The sequence below is a fragment of the Sphingobacterium sp. genome (assembly GCF_032065005.1).
Classification (GTDB): Bacteria; Bacteroidota; Bacteroidia; order Sphingobacteriales; family Sphingobacteriaceae; genus Sphingobacterium.
On record NZ_DAMBMM010000003.1, the window covers coordinates 61,021 to 79,154 of the forward strand.

At 36.7% G+C, this 18,134-nt stretch carries 18 protein-coding genes; 5 read left to right on the forward strand and 13 right to left on the reverse strand.

What is annotated here, in order from left to right:
• Positions 1-901 precede the first annotated feature (901 nt).
• Together RT138_RS05490 and RT138_RS05495 are read left to right on the forward strand one after the other, a co-directional pair.
• Positions 902-1,048 carry a hypothetical protein gene (locus RT138_RS05490; protein WP_185216216.1) on the forward strand — a complete coding sequence of 49 codons (147 nt, stop codon included), beginning with the start codon at positions 902-904 and terminating at the stop codon, positions 1,046-1,048.
• Positions 1,049-1,082: 34 nt separating this feature from the next.
• Positions 1,083-2,705 carry a hypothetical protein gene (locus RT138_RS05495; protein WP_313189903.1) on the forward strand — a complete coding sequence of 541 codons (1,623 nt, stop codon included), beginning with the start codon at positions 1,083-1,085 and terminating at the stop codon, positions 2,703-2,705.
• An 84-nt stretch (positions 2,706-2,789) separates the two neighbouring features.
• Here the strand turns inward: RT138_RS05495 and RT138_RS05500 are convergent, their stop codons facing one another.
• A complete protein-coding gene (locus RT138_RS05500) occupies positions 2,790-3,623 on the reverse strand; it encodes a glycoside hydrolase family 16 protein (RefSeq protein ID WP_313189904.1) in 834 nt (277 codons plus the stop codon).
• A 6-nt stretch (positions 3,624-3,629) separates the two neighbouring features.
• The gene (locus RT138_RS05505; RefSeq protein WP_313189905.1) at positions 3,630-4,343 is read right to left on the reverse strand and encodes an SOS response-associated peptidase family protein; all 714 of its coding nucleotides are present in this window, start codon (positions 4,341-4,343) and stop codon (positions 3,630-3,632) included.
• Positions 4,344-4,705: 362 nt separating this feature from the next.
• Here RT138_RS05505 and RT138_RS05510 point away from each other — a divergent pair, with 362 nt between their 5' ends.
• Together RT138_RS05510 and RT138_RS05515 are read left to right on the forward strand one after the other, a co-directional pair.
• Positions 4,706-5,236: an O-acetyl-ADP-ribose deacetylase gene (locus tag RT138_RS05510; RefSeq protein WP_313189906.1), complete on the forward strand. Its 531-nt coding sequence runs from the start codon at positions 4,706-4,708 to the stop codon at positions 5,234-5,236.
• A 73-nt stretch (positions 5,237-5,309) separates the two neighbouring features.
• On the forward strand, positions 5,310-5,825 hold the full coding sequence (locus RT138_RS05515; protein ID WP_313189907.1) for a GNAT family N-acetyltransferase: 516 nt from the start codon (positions 5,310-5,312) through the stop codon (positions 5,823-5,825).
• A gap of 123 nt (positions 5,826-5,948) precedes the next feature.
• Here the strand turns inward: RT138_RS05515 and RT138_RS05520 are convergent, their stop codons facing one another.
• The 6 genes from RT138_RS05520 to RT138_RS05545 form a co-directional block, all read right to left on the reverse strand.
• A complete protein-coding gene (locus RT138_RS05520) occupies positions 5,949-6,083 on the reverse strand; it encodes a hypothetical protein (protein WP_313189908.1) in 135 nt (44 codons plus the stop codon).
• Positions 6,084-7,407: 1,324 nt separating this feature from the next.
• Positions 7,408-7,800 (reverse strand): barstar family protein, encoded by a 393-nt coding sequence (locus RT138_RS05525; RefSeq protein ID WP_313189909.1) that lies wholly within the window; start codon positions 7,798-7,800, stop codon positions 7,408-7,410.
• A 60-nt stretch (positions 7,801-7,860) separates the two neighbouring features.
• The gene (locus RT138_RS05530) at positions 7,861-8,217 is read right to left on the reverse strand and encodes a hypothetical protein (protein ID WP_313189910.1); all 357 of its coding nucleotides are present in this window, start codon (positions 8,215-8,217) and stop codon (positions 7,861-7,863) included.
• Between the two features lie 40 nt (positions 8,218-8,257).
• The gene (locus tag RT138_RS05535) at positions 8,258-8,593 is read right to left on the reverse strand and encodes a hypothetical protein (RefSeq protein WP_313189911.1); all 336 of its coding nucleotides are present in this window, start codon (positions 8,591-8,593) and stop codon (positions 8,258-8,260) included.
• A gap of 153 nt (positions 8,594-8,746) precedes the next feature.
• Positions 8,747-10,360 carry a hypothetical protein gene (locus RT138_RS05540; protein WP_313189912.1) on the reverse strand — a complete coding sequence of 538 codons (1,614 nt, stop codon included), beginning with the start codon at positions 10,358-10,360 and terminating at the stop codon, positions 8,747-8,749.
• 54 nt (positions 10,361-10,414) lie between these two features.
• Positions 10,415-10,576, reverse strand: coding sequence for a hypothetical protein (locus RT138_RS05545; protein WP_185216208.1), 162 nt, complete (start codon positions 10,574-10,576; stop codon positions 10,415-10,417).
• A 702-nt stretch (positions 10,577-11,278) separates the two neighbouring features.
• On the opposite strand from RT138_RS05545, the gene RT138_RS05550 reads away from it, so the two are divergent.
• Complete coding sequence (locus RT138_RS05550; protein ID WP_409529447.1) at positions 11,279-11,980, forward strand: glutaminyl-peptide cyclotransferase; 702 nt, start codon at positions 11,279-11,281, stop codon at positions 11,978-11,980.
• Here the strand turns inward: RT138_RS05550 and RT138_RS05555 are convergent.
• The 5 genes from RT138_RS05555 to RT138_RS05575 all read right to left on the reverse strand — a co-directional run bounded on the left by RT138_RS05555 (position 11,977) and on the right by RT138_RS05575 (position 17,459).
• Positions 11,977-12,363, reverse strand: coding sequence for a VOC family protein (locus tag RT138_RS05555; protein ID WP_313189913.1), 387 nt, complete (start codon positions 12,361-12,363; stop codon positions 11,977-11,979). The genes RT138_RS05550 and RT138_RS05555 overlap by 4 nt on opposite strands.
• 39 nt (positions 12,364-12,402) lie before the next feature.
• The gene (locus tag RT138_RS05560; protein WP_313189914.1) at positions 12,403-13,122 is read right to left on the reverse strand and encodes a DUF2071 domain-containing protein; all 720 of its coding nucleotides are present in this window, start codon (positions 13,120-13,122) and stop codon (positions 12,403-12,405) included.
• 56 nt (positions 13,123-13,178) lie between these two features.
• Entirely contained in the window at positions 13,179-13,967 is a 789-nt protein-coding gene (locus RT138_RS05565) for a sugar-binding protein (RefSeq protein ID WP_313189915.1), read from the reverse strand.
• Positions 13,901-14,146: a hypothetical protein gene (locus RT138_RS05570; RefSeq protein WP_313189916.1), complete on the reverse strand. Its 246-nt coding sequence runs from the start codon at positions 14,144-14,146 to the stop codon at positions 13,901-13,903. The genes RT138_RS05565 and RT138_RS05570 overlap by 67 nt, the downstream gene beginning before the upstream one ends.
• A 427-nt stretch (positions 14,147-14,573) precedes the next feature.
• The gene (locus RT138_RS05575) at positions 14,574-17,459 is read right to left on the reverse strand and encodes a hypothetical protein (RefSeq protein WP_313189917.1); all 2,886 of its coding nucleotides are present in this window, start codon (positions 17,457-17,459) and stop codon (positions 14,574-14,576) included.
• Between the last annotated feature and the right edge of the window lie 675 nt (positions 17,460-18,134).

The window sequence follows — 18,134 nt, forward strand, 5'->3', positions numbered from 1 at the left end:
AAGTTTGCATTGTTCCGAGATACTTCGGATGAACCTCAGTATGACTAAAAAAAATTGATTCTTCGCCTAGCTCTGAATCCCTCTTTAGCGCATTTTGATTCTGAACGAACAGTGAAGAATCTGTTAGGTCCTCCCCCACAGCTGCTGTCATCCTGCACCTTCGGTGCAGGAACTGTACGCCAATCCAATCTGCAGTAGTATAATCGATTAGATCTGTAATATTCCGAGATCATTCCTTCGTCAGCACGACAGCGTGGCGTTAAACTTTATATGCTTAAGCTTTTATTATTCTGAGATTTTCGAAATAACTTAGAATACGAAAAAAAGCCTTCACAATTTTTTCCCTAAATTCGAGAAAGAACAATTGCAGGTAATTCCCTTTTTCCCTAAAATTTTCAACTAAGAAAATTCTCCTTTTTCTGAAGATCTCGATTTTCCCTTTGATCTTATTCGAGACACATTCCGAAAATTCCCAATGCAACTAAACCATTTCTCGAATATGGCTCGAATGAATCCCGAACAAGACTAGGAAATATAGTCCAATTTCTGCCATCGATTTCTTCCAAAAAACTGATGGCACTCTCCTATTTTCCTAAACGATTTCAGGTCCAACCTTATCCATTTCAGTCAATTATTTACAATTATTTAAAAGGTCATTTTCACACTTTAGAGGCCGTTACCACATATCAATAGCAAACTGTAGTGATGAAACGACAATTTAAAATTAACTGCTATTACGCATATCTTCTGCAGTAGAGAAAATGAATTTCCTACTTATTTTTACAATGTTTTCAAAGTGAAGACATTAGAATATACCGAAAATCACTAACTATTAACGCGTAATTCTAAAATTTTATAAAGTATCACTAACTAGGTGCAAAGCATTATGGATAAAACTTACATGAGTCCAAAAATCGAGGTCCTCGATATCCATCTTGAAGAAGGTATAGCTTCAGGATCAGCATTTGTCCGCCCTCATAACACTGATAATGAGCTGATGGATCAATGGTACCAAGACGATCAGGAAACAAAAAATATCGATTGGTAATACAAACACACAAAGAATAATAAAAACCTACAAAATGGAATTTACACTACTGAACAAGATGGCTAGATTAAAAAGTATGTTCTTTATAGCGATTCTGCTACTTAGCTTTCAATCTTGTAAAAAATCAGGCTCTGATCCAGTTTCTGGAGAACTGACGACCGTAAAGGTAAAATTATCGGTTGGCTCGCCTGAAGAAGAAAGAATAGCATACGGAAGCAATAAATCAACTAAAAGGGCACCGGAATCCAATGTACAATTATCGAACGTAAAGATCAGCGATAATATGAACATGGAAGTTATGGTAATTCGCGATGTTGAACCTTCTACAATTAGAGAGACTTCTTCTGCAGACAATGCAGCCAAAGCTGCAACACAAACCGTGAACTCAACTTTGACTCCTGGCGTGAAGTACCGCATTATGGTTTATAATAATGCAGGTGCTCATCAAGGGAATTTCGACTATATCTATGGTAGCGAACCTACAACTGGTGGAATTCAATTAAATGCTGGTGAAACCTACACCTTTGTAGTTTATTCAGTTAATAGCTCGACAGATTTACCAAACGTGAGCAACCAAGGAAGCTTAAGTACAGCAAGCCTGAATAATATTTCCAGTGATTTGATGTTCTTTAAAAAGTCGGTTAAATTGACTCACGGAGATAATAATCTAAACGCCGTATTGGTACACCAATTTAGCCAGATTACAACGACCATTGAAATGGACGATAGTATGACCGGATCGATTGAAGCAATTTCAAATGCCCGTTTTTCTCCAACAAAGGCTAGCGGTTCATTGAAATTCAGTGATGAAAGTCTGAGCTTCCCTAATCAAAATAGCCAAACTAATGTGACATTCCCAGCTATTACACCAGGGATGAGAAGCATCAGCAGTAATCCAACATTTTTGATCAGCAAGAGTGTAACGGATGCCATCTTTACTTTTGGTTCAATCACCTTAGACGCGGAGACCCAAAATGGAATCCAAGTTAAGAATGTTAAGATCACTCCTGGACATAAGTACAATTTGGTATTGCGATTCAGAGCATGTACACAAAATGTAACTTCGGATGCATTGAATTGGAGATATGCAGAAGAAACTTGGAAAACGTGGGACTTTTGGAATGGCTGGACAACATATATCGGTATCATTAAAGACGGCCAAAAAATTAAAAACAATGAGATCATTACCAATTCATTCAGTGCACCACGTGCTGATTATGGTTTCCAATTTGATATTACTGAATTAGATAATGCATTGAATATGCGCGTAAATGGTCAATATATTTTTGGAAACAGCTATGCAGACCAAATTCAATTCCAGACTAACAATAACTTAGGTACTGTACGTAATATTGAATTTGAAGACGGCACAGAATATGCTAAAAATGGTATTGATGAGGCTTACAACCTAAAAGGTACATTGGCAAAACCATTGATCCGAATCATGATCAGCCGTACTGGAGAAGTGACCATGTTAGGAAGCAAAACCAACGAAGGACCATTGATTCCATTGCGCTTGAAAGCTGGCAAGCAATTCAACAAAGTTAACTGGAGTTCTACAGGTTCAAATACCGTGGTAGTAAGTCAGAAAGTGGACGGAAGGACGATTGTAGTTGGTAGAGGTTATGGAAGAAAAAGAACCGACTGTCCTAAATAGCATAAGCCCCATTTAATAACGAGGATATAATTTTTAAGATAACGGCCAAATATATTATTTGGCCGTTTTTATTTTGCGTAGATTTTATTGATACACTCGCACCCAATCTATTTCCATAGCAACAGGTAATTGTGATTGATCCACCTTACCTACCCAATTACCGCCTAATTGTTGATCGATCAAGATAAAAAATGGTTGATCATATGGCCATTGTGAAGGGTCAACCCCTTCTATCCTAGGATAGGTAAAAGTATCCTTGCCATTCAATTGAAAAACTATTCTGTCAGGATACCATGAGATTCCAAATACATTGAATTCATCAGGTTCTATAGACGTTGTGCCAGAATGTGGCGGATTGTCTTGATGACCAAGATTTAAGGTATAATGGGAATGGGTCGTCTGATAGATTATTTTATCATAATTGAGGTGTTCCATGATATCGATTTCTCCATTCATGGGGTATTTACCGTATTCATCCAATTCAGCTAACATCCACATGGCCGGCCATGCACCTTGTGCACTTCCCAATTTGGCTCGAATCTCAATCCGGCCATATTGAAAGGCAAATTTGTTCTTGCTCCAGATCCCTCCTGTGATGAAGGGTCTCGGGTCTGAAGATTGATCTGGATTATTGATACCTAGTAAAAATAAACCTCCGTTCTCCATTCGGAACACGGCATCTGAGGTACTCATATGTCTGTTCCAATCAGATTCTCCTTCGGGTATCCGGGACCATTTTGTTGTATCTATCCCCGTCCCGTCAAAATTATCCTCCCAGATCAATTTCCACTTTCTATCTGCCCTATTTTCTTTTTGGATATGGATATATGGTTTGTCCGCCATCTTTTGCGTAACTGAACATGACCCCAATAAAGTAATGAAAGTGAGTCCAAGGAGATATAGGATTTTAGTTTTCATAGCAGATTAAAATAGAGAAGTTTGTCCAGACCAAGGTTTTTGGATTTCGGGACGGTTTGTATTTCCGCTGCGATCAGCTGTAACCCGATATACTTGGTGGGCATTTAATTCCTTTGGGTATGGAATCATCAATTGTTTGATTTCCTCTTTTCCTTCCGCAAATAACCAAGCATCTCTGGATTCCTCGGGAATAACCAATGGCATCCTTTTCTTTTCATTATGAATCTCCTCAAGCAGTTCATTTGCAGCTGTGGTAATCACGGAAAAAGTAGGATAAGTCTCTCCGGTTTCCTTATCCGTGAAATGGGAATATACAATGCCCAAACTGATGATTTCATGCTTAGGAGCATAAATGAAATAATTCTCAGTATCTTTTTTTCCGGCGACCTTATGGGGTTCATAAAATCCGGTTACATACAATAATCCTCGATTATTGTGGATGTAGTTTTTATAGCTAGCTTTTTCGAAAATACTTTCCGCCTCAGCATTGAGGGTATTTGCATATTTATTGGCCTCAGTCTCGGTTTTTACCCAGCCTGGAATCAACTTCCATCTGGCCTCGATCACAGCATCTGCATCTTGGTTTAAAGTGACAGGGAGATAGGGCCTCGTAAATCCTGAAATATGGAAAATCTCATTTTCATTCGGGTAGTATATCTTCTTTTTGGGAAGCTTATTTTTTAATTCTGATTTACTTGGAGAACCAACGTGATAACACATAACTGTAAGGTAGATTTCAGTTGAAAATAATAATTATTTGACAATTAAACGCATATTTTGATTGCAGGAACACACATGGAGATAATTCGACGGTTATTATTGCCAATAAACAATTATACCCCAATAGCTTGGGGTATAATCTTATGCAAATTGACAATAATTTGTAAACTAATTTCTGAAAAGAGTCAATCTGCAAATTTATGGTTGTATTGCGATGTGCGTTATAACAGTTTAATGTTCTAGATAATTTTGAAACAATTTAAATGTAAATTGGTTTTTGAACATTTTGATTTTTTATGAATAATAAAAAGATTAAACTTTTTTCACAGGAATTGATTCATTCATAAAGGTATACTGAAAATATGGGGGATAAAATAAAACTGGAATTGGGAGATATTACCAAATGTCATGTGGATGCTATTGTAAATGCGGCAAACACCTCATTATTGGGCGGAGGAGGTGTTGATGGCGCTATCCATCGGGCTGCTGGACCTTCACTTTTAGATGAATGCCAACAGATCCGCAACCGGCAAGGTGGTTGCAAAACAGGCCAGGCTGTCATCACCCATGCTGGCAATCTTCCCTGTAAATTTGTAATCCATGCTGTTGGTCCGGTTTGGAAGGATGGGAACCATAAAGAGGATGATCTTTTATATAGTGCGTACCACAGCAGTTTGGTCATAGCAAGCAAGAATAAGGTTAGGAATATAGCATTCCCTAATATCAGTACCGGAATTTATGGTTTTCCAAAAGAAAGGGCTGCAAAAATCGCGATTCAGGCTGTAAAAGATTATTTAACTGAAGATGAATCGATTGGAGAAGTAATATTTATCTGTTTTGATGATGAAAACTTTAAGATTTACCAGAAATCGTTGGATATAACTATAATATAAACGTCATAACTTGGATTTCACCTATCCAAATTGCATATAATTCGATACATTTAGGCTCCCAGGACTTAATATTATGATTGAAATCAAAGTAGCATCTATTGATGACTTGCTCATTATTCAAAAAATTGGTCGAGAAACATTCCTTGAAACCTTTGAATCCAGAAATTCCGAATCGGATATGTCTGCATATATTAATGATCGTTTTTCCGAAAACCAGGTTCAGCATGAATTGAAAAACCTGGAATCTATATTTTATATAGCATGGGATCAAGAAGACCCTATCGGCTATCTGAAATTAAATATTGGTCAGGCTCAGACCGAGTATAAGCTAGAGGACCATATCGAAATAGAACGGATTTATGTCTATGCAAGTCATCATGGCAAACAAGTTGGTCAGCTGTTGTTTTTTAAGGCGCTTGAAACCGCAAAAAATTTAAGGGTTCCAACGATTTGGTTGGGAGTCTGGGAAGAAAATGCCCGTGCCATCAGTTTCTACAAGAAAAATGGATTTGAAGAGTTTGATAAGCATATCTTCAGGTTAGGCAGTGATGAACAGACGGATATTTTAATGCGAAGGGCCGTTGGTTAATGCCCTATCGGGGTTTAATATTATTCAAATATTCTCTTCGTTACTTTTGAAGCCCAAAAGTAACCAAACCGACGAAGGAGCTCACGGATACCAAAAACAACTCGAATCCGTAACGGCTTCGGCTCATTTAAGATGGCTTTTCGCACCATCCACTACACATGAAAAGAATGCCTTGATGTCGGGAATATCTTTTTGAAGATCATCCCTTTTGATGGGATGATCTTCAAAAAGCATTCCAAGGCCAATCCCATCGCACATGGCAACGGCATTCTTTCCATTTTTCCGCCATTGGAAATGAGCCGGGGGCTAAAGGGCTTCCTTCGGAAGGATGATGTTTGTTTCTAGAACCCCTGGAAGGGGTGAAATCTTTGTAGAACCTGGATGTTTGAAATGGTCAACCCACAGCGTGGGTGAAATATTTTCTATATCCTTTCTGTGTCACCCTGAGGGCGCCGCCGAAGGGTCTCGGAACTATCCATACTTCATTTGAAATAGTTTTCTCATCTTACGATTTCGAAATGACAAACACCTCTAATTAAAAACTAAAATAGATTCTTCGCTTCACTCTGAATCCCTCCTTAGCGCATTTTGATTCTGAACGTTCTGTGAGGAATCTGTACGGTTTTCCTCCCACCGACCCTGTCATCCTTGACCTTCGGTCAAGGAACTGTACGCCAACACAAACTATATTAGATTGACGAACTGTTCGCCAATCCAAATTTTATTATAGTGTAAGTTTGCATTGCTCCGAGATACTTCGGATGAACCTCAGTATGACTAAAAAAAATAGATTCTTCGCTTCACTCTGAATCCCTCCTTAGCGCATTTTGATTCTGAACGTTCAGTGAGGAATCTGTACGGTTTTCCCCCCACCGACCCTGTCATCCTTGACCTTCGGTCAAGGAACTGTACGCCAATACAAACTATATTAGATTGACGCACTGAACGCCAATCAAAATTGTATTATAGTGTAAGTTTGCATTGCTCCGAGATACTTCGGATGAACCTCAGTATGACTAAAAAAAATAGATTCTTCGCTTCACTCTGAATCCCTCCTTAGCGCATTTTGATTCTGAACGTTCAGTGAGGGATCTGTACGGTTTCCCTCCCACCGACCCTGTCATCCTTGACCTTCGGTCAAGGAACTGTACGCTAACACAAACTATCTAAAATTGACGCACTGAACGCCCATCCAAATTTTATTATAGTGTAAGTTTGCATTGCTCCGAGATACTTCGGATGAACCTCAGTATGACTAAAAAAAATAGATTCTTCGCTTCACTCTGAATCCCTCCTTAGCGCATTTTGATTCTGAACGTTCAGTGAGGAATCTGTACGGTTTTCCCCCCACCGACCCTGTCATCCTTGACCTTCGGTCAAGGAACTGTACGCCAATACAAACTATATTAGATTGACGCACTGAACGCCAATCAAAATTGTATTATAGTGTAAGTTTGCATTGCTCCGAGATACTTCGGATGAACCTCAGTATGACTAAAAAAAATAGATTCTTCGTTTCACTCTGAATCCCTCCTTAGCGCATTTTGATTCTGAACGATTAGAAACTTTTGGACGTTGTGCCTTATTTTTTAATCAGTTCGATATTGGTATGTTCTGCGATAATTTCTTCGAGGATTTCGAAATAGGTCTGCCCCTTGCCTTCCCTCAATGCATCCAATCGTTTTTGGATAACGGAAGAATCGAAATCATCGGGATGCTCTAACTTTTCCTGATAATAATTAATGGTGAATTCAGTTCCTAAAGCTTTTCGATTGGCTTCAAAGTTTTCCCAGATCAATGTTATTTCTTCCTTTTCACGGATAGCTCCAAAACCTCCGTACAATAGGTCATCAAATGCATCCAAACTTTCCGCTAATTGCCAGCTTTCATTTTTCATAAACTTTCGGTTTATTTCTTCGTAAAAACTGGTTTTATCGTAGATTTGGCTTCCGTCAATTATGATTTCTTTTTTCATGTATACACAAAAATAGAAATTTTAGGGAATCTGGCTAAATCTGATGCGTTAGTCTAAGTTCTATTCAGAATATTGTTTGGAACAGCTATCAAAGACAATTTTTCTGTCCAATATTTTCCTTGGGTCCTCCAAATTGATTTTGTCGAGATCACAGGTATAGCCAGTTTCCGCTTCTGTAACCAGACATTCAGCACATGATATTTGGCTATAATAAACAATTTTCCCTTCATAACTTGCCCTTATTAAGTCAGAAGAATAAGATGATTTGGCATCTTCCTTACAATAAAGTTCTTTGGCTAAATAATCCCTCATTTTTAATAAGCAAGCAGAAGCTTTTGTACGGTCCTCTAAAATTTCCTCTTTTCCGCAAGAACTCATTCCTACAAAAAGAATTAAAAGTATAATGATGTTTTTCATGAGGTCTTATAATTAATTAGAATTTAGATTTTTGGGTGTTTTATTCCGTGTAATCCTTAGTACAGCTGTTATAAACCATAGTTTTATTGGCAACCTCATTAAAATTATCAAAATCTACTTTTTCTAGGTCACAAGTATAGCCATATTCTGGTGAAGCAGTAAGGCAAGAAATACACACGTCATCTACATAATATACCGTTTTGCCTTTATAGATTCCTTTATAGAGATTGGTTTCATACGCACCTTTCTTTGTACATCGTAATTCTTTATTGAAATGGCTTTTTAATTTTTTTGAGCATGGTGAAGCATCTTGACCTTCTTTTTCGCAAGCCGTAAACAGTACTATGGCTAGAGCTAAAAACATAATTCTCTTCATAATTGACAATGGTTTAATATTAATAGAAATGCTGTGTATTAACTAAACGATTAAATTTATTAAGATGCTACAAAGTTGATGGCATAAAAAAAGCCTGATTTCTCAGGCTTTTTCCTACAAATTATGTTTATAAAAAAATTAATCTTTTACTTTTTATTTACAAGCAATTTTAGCTTGACCGTAACCTCTACCTACAACAAAAGTTGTATTGGATACTTTTTGAGTAACCTTTACGCTATTCGTTCCAGAAGTTTTCCAAGGCACTTTGTTGAATTTCAAAGAACCTTTTAACACCATTTGAACTAATGGTCCATTGTTTGTTTTGCTACCTAACATGGTCACTTCACCTGTTTTACTGATAATGATTCTTAACATTGGAGTAGCATCAGTTCCTCTAAGGTTCCAAATATCCGGAATGCCACCTTTACCATGTTCCGTTCCATCAGCAAATTGAATGTTACGAGTAATGATTCCTTCACCATTTGCTGTGTTATCGTAAGTTTGGAATTGAATCTGGCCTTCTTTAGGATCAGTTAAGATCTGAACTCCATTAACTTCCATATTTACAGCATTGTCCAATTGGAAGATGTCAAATGTAAAGCCGTAATTTGAAGCAGGAGCAGCGAATTCTCTCGTCAATAATTCTCCATTTTTCCAAACTTTACCTGAATTTGGATCATAACAACCCTTACGGTCACCAGTTTCAGGAAATTTCCAGTTTAAAGCATCATTCGCCAATTTCACTTCCTGGGTACAGGTTCTAAAGTTCAGATTCAGGTTGTACTTACATCCAGGATTTACCTTAATATTAGCGATTGAAAAGTTTGTCTTGGTTTCATCATCAATGGTAATGGATCCGAAATTCAATGTTTTGTTGGTAGCTGCAGGGTTGATAATCAAGGTAGGGAAACTAGTAACGTCTCTTAATCCAGTTCCCAAAACAGGGAAATTGATTGCTGCAAATGTGTTTTGGTCATTTTTGTAAGCGATGGTTTCGCCATTGAAATTAAAGGTAGCACTAGCATCCACTTTACCGATGGTTGTATTGGTCAAGGTCTTGATAGAGCCTGTCATTTTTGAATCCATGGTTAAGCGGGTGGTAATCATGCTGAATCTATGTTTTAGGATTACCCCTAATTTATTGTCACCATAGGTCAGTTGTTTATCCTTAACAATAAAGACCATTAAATCTTTAGATACGTCAACCAATTTTGCATTTGCAAATGTTGTAACGCCATTGGTGTAGATTAATTTAGGTAATTCATCATTTGCGCTGTTGATCGAATAAGCAACAAAAGTATATTTTTTACCAGCATCTAAGCTCATCGCACCTGCTGAAGCTTCACTACCATAGGTATAATCCTTTGCTTGATTAAAAGTACCATCTGCATTAAAGGCTACCAATCTATATTTGGTACCTTTGGTCAGTGGAGTAGTTTTCGTTACTGCTGCTGCCATATTAGCATCAGAACCACGGTAAGTAGTATGATTGCCAACTGTTCTATTTGATCTGTCATTGTCTTGGGACATTTTCACGTCCACTACAAAATCATCATAAACCAAGGAGGTATCTTTTACAAGACCAGATGCAACAGAGCCGTTGCTGCTGCTTTTCTTATCGAATTCAATATTGTCCTCTTCAAAAGAAATCCCATCAATCTGAACATTAAGTTTTGCTTCTCCATTGCCCCCAACTGGATCATCAGACCTCTTACAAGATCCAAAACTAAGCATGAGGACTGCCAAGAATCCAATACTAAATTTCATACTGATTTTATTTTTGATATTATTCATGTTCTATTTCTTAATCAATTTTTATAATTACCAATCGATATTTCTATTATCATCGTCCTCTTCGGTCCATTGGTCTTGGACCACATTGTTACCATTTTGAGGATATACTTTTGCAGACCCCAATGCGATGTCCACTTCCATCTGTACTTTAACTAAATGAACATGGGGTGATTTGTAGTGCTTTTTCATCTTTTTTAACCTCCATTACGAACTAGCCTCAAAACCAAAAAGAAAAAACAATTTTTCCTATCAGTTAAGATTTAGCCGCAATTTTGTATGCCTTTTTTATTATTTTTTTAATAGTTGTGTGCCATATAATTATGGTCTACAAAAATACACAGGATTTCGATTACCTAAAATCAATAGTATCTATTTAGCACTGTTAATTATTTTTTGTAGCCCATGGCCTACACGATATTAGCGCATCAAAAATTAGCTAATATGTTTTAGTTATGTCATTATCATAGTGTTGACTACAATTCATTAAATATTTTACATATTGAAATTCAATAAATTTTTTTAAAATAATTGCGTTTATCCGCTTTAAACTGCGTTTTAAAAATCAGGATTTTTACTGTTTTAAGCATATTTTTAAGCACAGTAAGAGCATATTTGGTTAATCAGCAAAAAAAGGAGTTTTGGACTTATTGGATACTAATTTTAACGTCTGGTTTTATTTTATTGAAAAGGAGTAAATCACATGTTTGAACATGTATAATTTTAACGGATTTAACTATATTGGTTACTAAACATGTAATTAATCGCGATGAATAAGAATATTATTTTTCTATATATTATAAGTTTGCCCTACTCTATTCTTGTAAACAGGGAACAAAGACAGAACCTAATCAAACTAGTCAAAATTCCACGCAAAGTCCTATTCCGGCAGCTATACCTCTCACCTATCAAATTATTGGAACACTAAACCACGATACTTCAGCTTTCACCCAGGGCTTTATTTTAGACAAAGGAAGCCTAATAGAAGGGACAGGCCTTGAAAGGCATACCCGAATCAACAAGATTGATACTTCAACGGCAAAAGTTGAGGTCCTCAAGGCAAACTATGAGGATCATGTATTCGGTGAAGGAATTACCATACTGAACAATAAGCTTTATCAGTTGACCTACCTGAACAATAAGATCTATCAATTTGATCTGGACAATTTAAAGCAGCCCAGCGGCACACATAGCTGGCAGAAAGAAGGCTGGGGATTGACACATGATTCTACCTCCTTGATATTAAGTGATGGTTCCTCCAGGTTGTACTACCTTAATCCGGAAAACATGGCAATCATCAAAGAATTGAAGGTCCAAGATAATATGGGGTCAGTGGATAGTCTGAATGAATTGGAATATGTAGATGGCTATATTTTCGCTAACCAATGGGGCTCTGATTTAATCTATAAAATAGACCCGAAAACAGGCTATGTGGTAGGAAAAATAAGTTTTGAAGGAGTCTTACAACTTTACGACAAGAGTTTTCAGCCTGACCCTGAAAAGGTGCTCAATGGGATTGCCTGGGATCCAGCGAATAAATTTATGTTTGTTACTGGAAAAAACTGGCCTTTGATCTTTAAGATAAGGATCAATTAACCTTCATAATTATGGTCTTCAGTGATACTGATGTAATAACCATCGAGATCGTAAAATGAATATTCCATTTTTTGGGAATTTATATTTCTATGAAGATCTTCAATCATCTCTATCTGCATTTCTTTTGCTCTATCGTAAATCGCTCGGTAATCCTTGGTCTTGAGGTATAGGATTAAGCCATTTCCATGAGCAAGGTCTGGGTTTTCCATGCTTGGATGATGGTGCTGAGCCCATTGATGAAGGCATAAAATGGTATCACCTGAAGAATCTTGCAATACAGCGAAATTATCACCTCCATGGTTATTTTGGAGGTTTAACAACCTTTCATACCAATCGGCACTCTTCTGTACATCTTGTACAGCAATAATAGGATCTAATTTCATATTTATCTGCTTTTACCAAACGCTATTTAGCAAGAACAATTAAAGACAGGAAATTGATTTCATCGATTGCCATTCATGTTCAATATTTAACATTAATACGGCATGGTCAAATTGGATAGAGCCTTCAGGAAAGCGGTTTTTATCATCAAAATAAGTCGATTTTATGTTTAGTACTTCTAATGGACTTATCTCCCAATTGTAGGTATTTAATTTTAGTCCATCGAATGATTTTCCATTTGGCGAATAACCAACGGATCCTTTTTCAAAGAACCGGGATACCTCGTCAATGTTGTCGAATATAGAATCTAATGGAAACTCTGAGGTTCTCCGGGCGTCGATTTGGATCTTATTCTGATCGGAACTGAGAGCATCTAGGTGATAGTTAGCATTAGATTCTCGAATATTGAAGTTTGCAAAGTGATGTTTTCCAGGAAAAAACCTACCTCCTACTAAAGTGTTCAAATAGAGATTGGTATCTCTTCTGGGAATATAGACCCCCTCACAATTTTGGCCGGATTCATCAGTCCATTCTACAGCAAAACGATGGGCAGCATTTTCAGAACTAACTCCAATAAAGTTAGGAAAACCTTTCGGCTTGATAGATTTGAGTCGGATCAAGCAGATGCCTACAATTGCTTTTCCTTTATATAATTTTGGCTTAAATGGAGCTGGCAAGAGTTTGCTAAGGGCTGCAGGATCTGCAGTATAATTGATTAAAATCCTTCTTTCTATAAACCCATGTATCTTTGGTATTTTCATCGGGAAATGCTAAAGTTTATCTTGCTCATATTTATATCAGTAATTTACAAATTGCTTTACTGTCCAAATTGTACCTTTTTGAATGCTGATGGAATATGGAAATCTGGCTTTTTACCAGTGGGTCTAATCCAAGATAACCAATTGATTGATTTTTCATTCCATTCCAGGCTATCAAATTCGCCTCTGAATAAGCCTAGATATACTGATTGACCGGAATTAGAATCCATAATTTTTTTAATAAAAGCCATAGGAATCCTTCCTTCCAATATGTAGCCATCAGGTTTTATTTTTGACTTTACTTCTAAACTTTCTAAATCCCATGCATAATCAAACATTCTATAATGGGTTGCCCTATAGTCTAAAACCTTGGCACTTGGAGATATTTCAAAACAGTAATATTCTTTTAAACCAGGATCTACTGATAAGAATATCTCTCCTCTATCGCCTCTTCCTACATCTTCTTCTTTCTCAAATTTCTTTTCTACGATATTATTATCCTTGATATCAAAATAGAAATAGAAATAGGCCCCATCATGAAATGCCTTAAAGATCGTCTTCCCAAAGTTTTGATTTCCCCAAGGAGATATAAATTGATCTACGGAGAATAGATTTTTTTGATTATTCCAGTCGGTTAGAATTCCATCTATTGTGATGGAATGGATTTTTTTGAATGGAATTAATGGGATTTCAGAAGATTGCGCTATAGTAGCTTTGGGAAGGCTAAACAATCCGGTCAGAAGGATGAAAGCAAATAGAAAAGATATTGGTCTTTTAGGCATTATAGATTTCTTGATTTGATCTCGTCCTCTAATTCTTTTGTGCTCTTTTTGGATTTCACAAACCAATAGACAAATAATAATGGGAATAGCGTAAAAAAGCTGAATCCTTTATTGTAGAAGCTGTAGGCTGCAACACCTACCGCTGCACCGATCAAAAGGGCATTGATCAGGTTGGTTGACTTTAATTTCTTTTGCTCTTGTAGGAGCTGTTCGTCCGTCAATTCGGAATATTTATTTTGGTTCATAGATTTGGGAAATTGATTTTTAGTTTAACGAATATAGAAAAATTGGAGGGAAAGAATGTTAATCTTATGATCAGTCTATAAAAAAACAGCCCTCATAATTTGAGAGCTGTTTATTCATTTTTAATTTTCCGGTTCCTTTTCGGCTTCATCAGGATCAACCACAAATCCTATGAAATAGGTTATTACATTTAAACCTAACATGACATACATGGACCATCCAGACTGATGCGTTAACACATAATAAGAATATCCTAGTATGAACAGAACATAAAGAATGTTGAGAAAGTAGGCTTGATTGATATTCTTTAAGCTTGTTAATCCGAACTCGTTTTTGACAGCTAAGACATTTTGCCTTTTACTGAATAAAAAGATAAAGATGATATATGCTAAAATGCCTACACAAATATTTATAAACATAATAAAAATACTAAATGGTTAAACTTTGCTTGATTTGATTAATTAACTGATCTCTTTCGTTGAGATCGGACGCAATAGCATCGTTAGTATGCTGCATTAAGTCCTGATTGAGTTTTTCTAAAATTTCATCATTGCTCTTATTTAGAGCTTTCAGGGCTTTAATTTCATCTAAATATTTTAATCGACGAACCATACTTTTTGCTTGCTCTGCAATTATTCCGACCATCTTACCTGATAACTCAGCAAGGTATGGTTTGTCCGGAAAGTTTTCAATCATCAATTTCTCTAAATAACCGCTCATGCCTTCTTTAATGGAATCCTCATCACGCAATTGCAGAAAATTCGTTTTGGTAATAAAAGAATCCATTTTATCCGAAATCAATTTAGTTTCATTCACATCAAAAGAACAGCTTTGCATCCCTGTTGAAACTCCATCTATGAATTTCTTACGTACGTTGTCTAATAAGGCAACCATATCAAGTACTTTATTGGCCGCATTCGATATTTTCCTAGACAATAATTGGCTCTCATCATAACTTTCAGCACCTTTAACTGCCTTAACAAAGGTCAGGTTACTTAGGTATTCTGCTGGATTCAATAAATTGTCCCGAAGTCCTTTTTCTAAAATATCCTTTGATATCTTAAGAACAGTATTGATGTTTGCTGGATTAATATCTGCTAAAACATCGTCCATATTCTTTTCTTTAAAATATTCCCTAACTTCCTCTGATAAGCCCTCGATTGCCGTTGCTATTTTGATATTTTCATTTTCTAATTCAACGATACGACCTTTATAATATGAAATATCCTTTTTTATTTTTTCAATTTCATTTGTACTTGAATTAAATTCAGTTTCATATGGCTCGAAAAAGGTAGACCATTTAGCAAATACATGATCATATACTGCCGTATTTAATCCCAAAGACAAGATCTTTGAGATCATCCCAGGTTTGGTTGGCTGAATGTTCAACAGCATTTCATAAAGCGGCTTAACTTCATTTTCAAGGTAAGCTCTTTCGTCATCTAAACGTTTTTCTAGATTCCCAATGCTTTTATGATGCTCTAGGACATCTAACTCATTTGAACGCCTTGATAAGACAAGCCTTTCTCTTTCCTTAAAAACCGGGGACTGCTTAAATTCTCCATATTTGTTCAATAGACTCTTTAATTCACCACCTAAAATATTATTGAAATAGCTTCCATAGCATTCTGCCAAAGGAATAAATACCTCGCGAATATTGGTGTAAACTTCAAATAACCTACCTAAATCAACCAGGATCTTTTGATAATCTGGGGCAAAGGAAAGCTTCATAAACTCAATATCCTTCTTAATTTCTAAACATTTCTCCTTGGATAGGGAACGAGTATTTACAACGTTTTCAAGAACTTTCTTCGCAACATTGACAAACTCCTTTTCAATATGTTTTTGCTTTAGCTTGGAAAAGGCTGCCTTCTCAAGAACATTGGAAATTGATGAATCTAATTGGCCTTTTACCTTTTGTAGATTTTGATCGGCCTGATCTAAAAAAGCATCGTATTTACCTTGAATTTTTTCAAACTGCGTATCTAGGTCGTTAAACATGTTCTCTACATCCAACCATTCAATTTGATTGAAATTGAATAATTGCGGATATGAATCATAGATTTTCTCACCATACACATCTTTTAGGACGCTAATTAAATCTTCCCTGTCGAAACTTAGCTGAATCCTTAATTGAGAGTATTCATTGATGGATTGTAAAATCGAAAATTTAGCAAAATGGTATTCTTCCAGAATATTGGTATAGATTGAATATACTTCTGTAGCCCTTTGCGTAAATTTTTTCACGTTACTCGCGCCAGTGATGGAGAACCAAGATTCTTTAGGTAATTCTATTTTCTCAAAATTATTTTTGAAGATGTCTAATGTTTCCCTTATCTCGTCCTCAAATGTTGGGTTTATCATTTCACCTAACACCTTAAGACTTCCTGCAGAATTTTTAACTGTGTCAAAAGTCAAGCTCTGTTCTGCAACAATCAGACTGCTATCCTGGCTTAATGGCCTATTGAGGAAATTATTTACAAAATATTTATCTGCATTCTTCTTTTTGTAGATACTAAATGCTTTATAATAAGACTGATAGACCTGCATAAAACTCGAATCTTCATAAAAACGCTTTTTAAAAAGGTTGGAACTATTGAGGTATTCAACAATATCAGATCGAGTATACTGGGTCTGATTAATTTCACATTCACTGAGTAATTTATCCATTACTTCGGAAAAAGAATTATCAACCAAACCGTTATCGTTATTTAATACCTTCAGCATCTTCGAAACATAGCCATCGTGCCTAAACCAGTTGTGTGCCCAGTTAGGGACCATAAAAATATATCCACTAGGATCCTCATGAGGTGCACAATCAAGCTGATTGCCAATCGCAAGTGAGGCTTCTCTTACGGTCATGCCGCATACATGGGCTACTTCCTGCCTGAGCAAATCGTAAGTAACTTCACGGATCATAGCCGCAGTAACACTCCTATCCGCTAAGGCTTTAGCAGTAATTTCATTGGATGCAAGGATTTCCCGTAGTTGCGATTCATCTGGAGTTTTGACTACAGGAGAAATCCGTAATCCCCAAAAACAGTACTCTCCATCAATTTTGAACATTTCAAAGGGAGTGTTTGCATTTCTAGCATTACACTTTTGGGCTAACTCGGCCAATTTGGGATTGCTGATATTTTCTAACATTTCGTTAATGATGGGCTGATGCCTCAATTGACCATAGGTATATCCTTCCCTATTTATTCCACCGGAGCCATTAGGAACGTCATTATCATCTACTTCACAGATTTCAACCGTGCGGATGTTAATAAGATCTGGATAGTCAGAGTAGAGCTTTTTAAATTTCTGTTTCATCTCAGTTAATAATAATAGATTGGTTGCATGACAAAAGCCATGCATTAGTTCAGATTCACTTTTTTGGAACTATTTCACAAATGTATATTCGCAGACTGCCAAATTCTGTCAGTGTAAGGGTAATGATTAATAATAAGTCGGTCTGTTGGTTTCAAAATTAATTGTTAAACAATAAAAGATTTTACGGGAAACCTTATTGAGAGCTGAAAAATTATTTGTTAATGGGTAAGGTGGTTTGAGATTTTAAGGGAAAAAGATTAGAATTTTTTAGATTGAAGGAATTGCGATAGGAAGCCGTGGCTCAAGGGGACAGGAACAGGACTTCATAGGTGCAAAAGATCACGATTAGGGTTCTTAAGCATAATGGGATTCCGACAGGAAGCAGTGGCTCAAAGGAACAGGAAAACATAGGTGAAAGGAACCCTATTTGCAACCCATAGCTTAAAGAAACAGGAACCATAGGTAAAAGGAACCCTATTTGGAACCCATAGCTCAAAGGGATTGGTTCAGCCCCACTGGGCCCGCACGTAAACCCTGAACCTTCCCTTTGGGGGGAGGCTTCACAGAAACAAAGGGCCTCGCTCCGCGGGCCTTTTGTTGTTTCAGGACAGCCTTTGCTCAAACAAGTTCTGTCCTGAAACAACAAAACCCAACTAACGTTGGGCTTTGTTTCTT

Bases quoted from the DNA above. Each gene is read 5' to 3' on its own strand.
- RT138_RS05490 (WP_185216216.1), top strand. From the start codon at position 902: ATGAGTCCAAAAATCGAGGTCCTCGATATCCATCTTGAAGAAGGTATA.
- RT138_RS05495 (WP_313189903.1), top strand. From the start codon at position 1,083: ATGGAATTTACACTACTGAACAAGATGGCTAGATTAAAAAGTATGTTC.
- RT138_RS05500 (WP_313189904.1), bottom strand. From the start codon at position 3,623: ATGAAAACTAAAATCCTATATCTCCTTGGACTCACTTTCATTACTTTA.
- RT138_RS05505 (WP_313189905.1), bottom strand. From the start codon at position 4,343: ATGTGTTATCACGTTGGTTCTCCAAGTAAATCAGAATTAAAAAATAAG.
- RT138_RS05510 (WP_313189906.1), top strand. From the start codon at position 4,706: ATGGGGGATAAAATAAAACTGGAATTGGGAGATATTACCAAATGTCAT.
- RT138_RS05515 (WP_313189907.1), top strand. From the start codon at position 5,310: ATGATTGAAATCAAAGTAGCATCTATTGATGACTTGCTCATTATTCAA.
- RT138_RS05520 (WP_313189908.1), bottom strand. From the start codon at position 6,083: ATGTGCGATGGGATTGGCCTTGGAATGCTTTTTGAAGATCATCCCATC.
- RT138_RS05525 (WP_313189909.1), bottom strand. From the start codon at position 7,800: ATGAAAAAAGAAATCATAATTGACGGAAGCCAAATCTACGATAAAACC.
- RT138_RS05530 (WP_313189910.1), bottom strand. From the start codon at position 8,217: ATGAAAAACATCATTATACTTTTAATTCTTTTTGTAGGAATGAGTTCT.
- RT138_RS05535 (WP_313189911.1), bottom strand. From the start codon at position 8,593: ATGAAGAGAATTATGTTTTTAGCTCTAGCCATAGTACTGTTTACGGCT.
- RT138_RS05540 (WP_313189912.1), bottom strand. From the start codon at position 10,360: ATGAAATTTAGTATTGGATTCTTGGCAGTCCTCATGCTTAGTTTTGGA.
- RT138_RS05545 (WP_185216208.1), bottom strand. From the start codon at position 10,576: ATGAAAAAGCACTACAAATCACCCCATGTTCATTTAGTTAAAGTACAG.
- RT138_RS05555 (WP_313189913.1), bottom strand. From the start codon at position 12,363: ATGAAATTAGATCCTATTATTGCTGTACAAGATGTACAGAAGAGTGCC.
- RT138_RS05560 (WP_313189914.1), bottom strand. From the start codon at position 13,122: ATGAAAATACCAAAGATACATGGGTTTATAGAAAGAAGGATTTTAATC.
- RT138_RS05570 (WP_313189916.1), bottom strand. From the start codon at position 14,146: ATGAACCAAAATAAATATTCCGAATTGACGGACGAACAGCTCCTACAA.
- RT138_RS05575 (WP_313189917.1), bottom strand. From the start codon at position 17,459: ATGAAACAGAAATTTAAAAAGCTCTACTCTGACTATCCAGATCTTATT.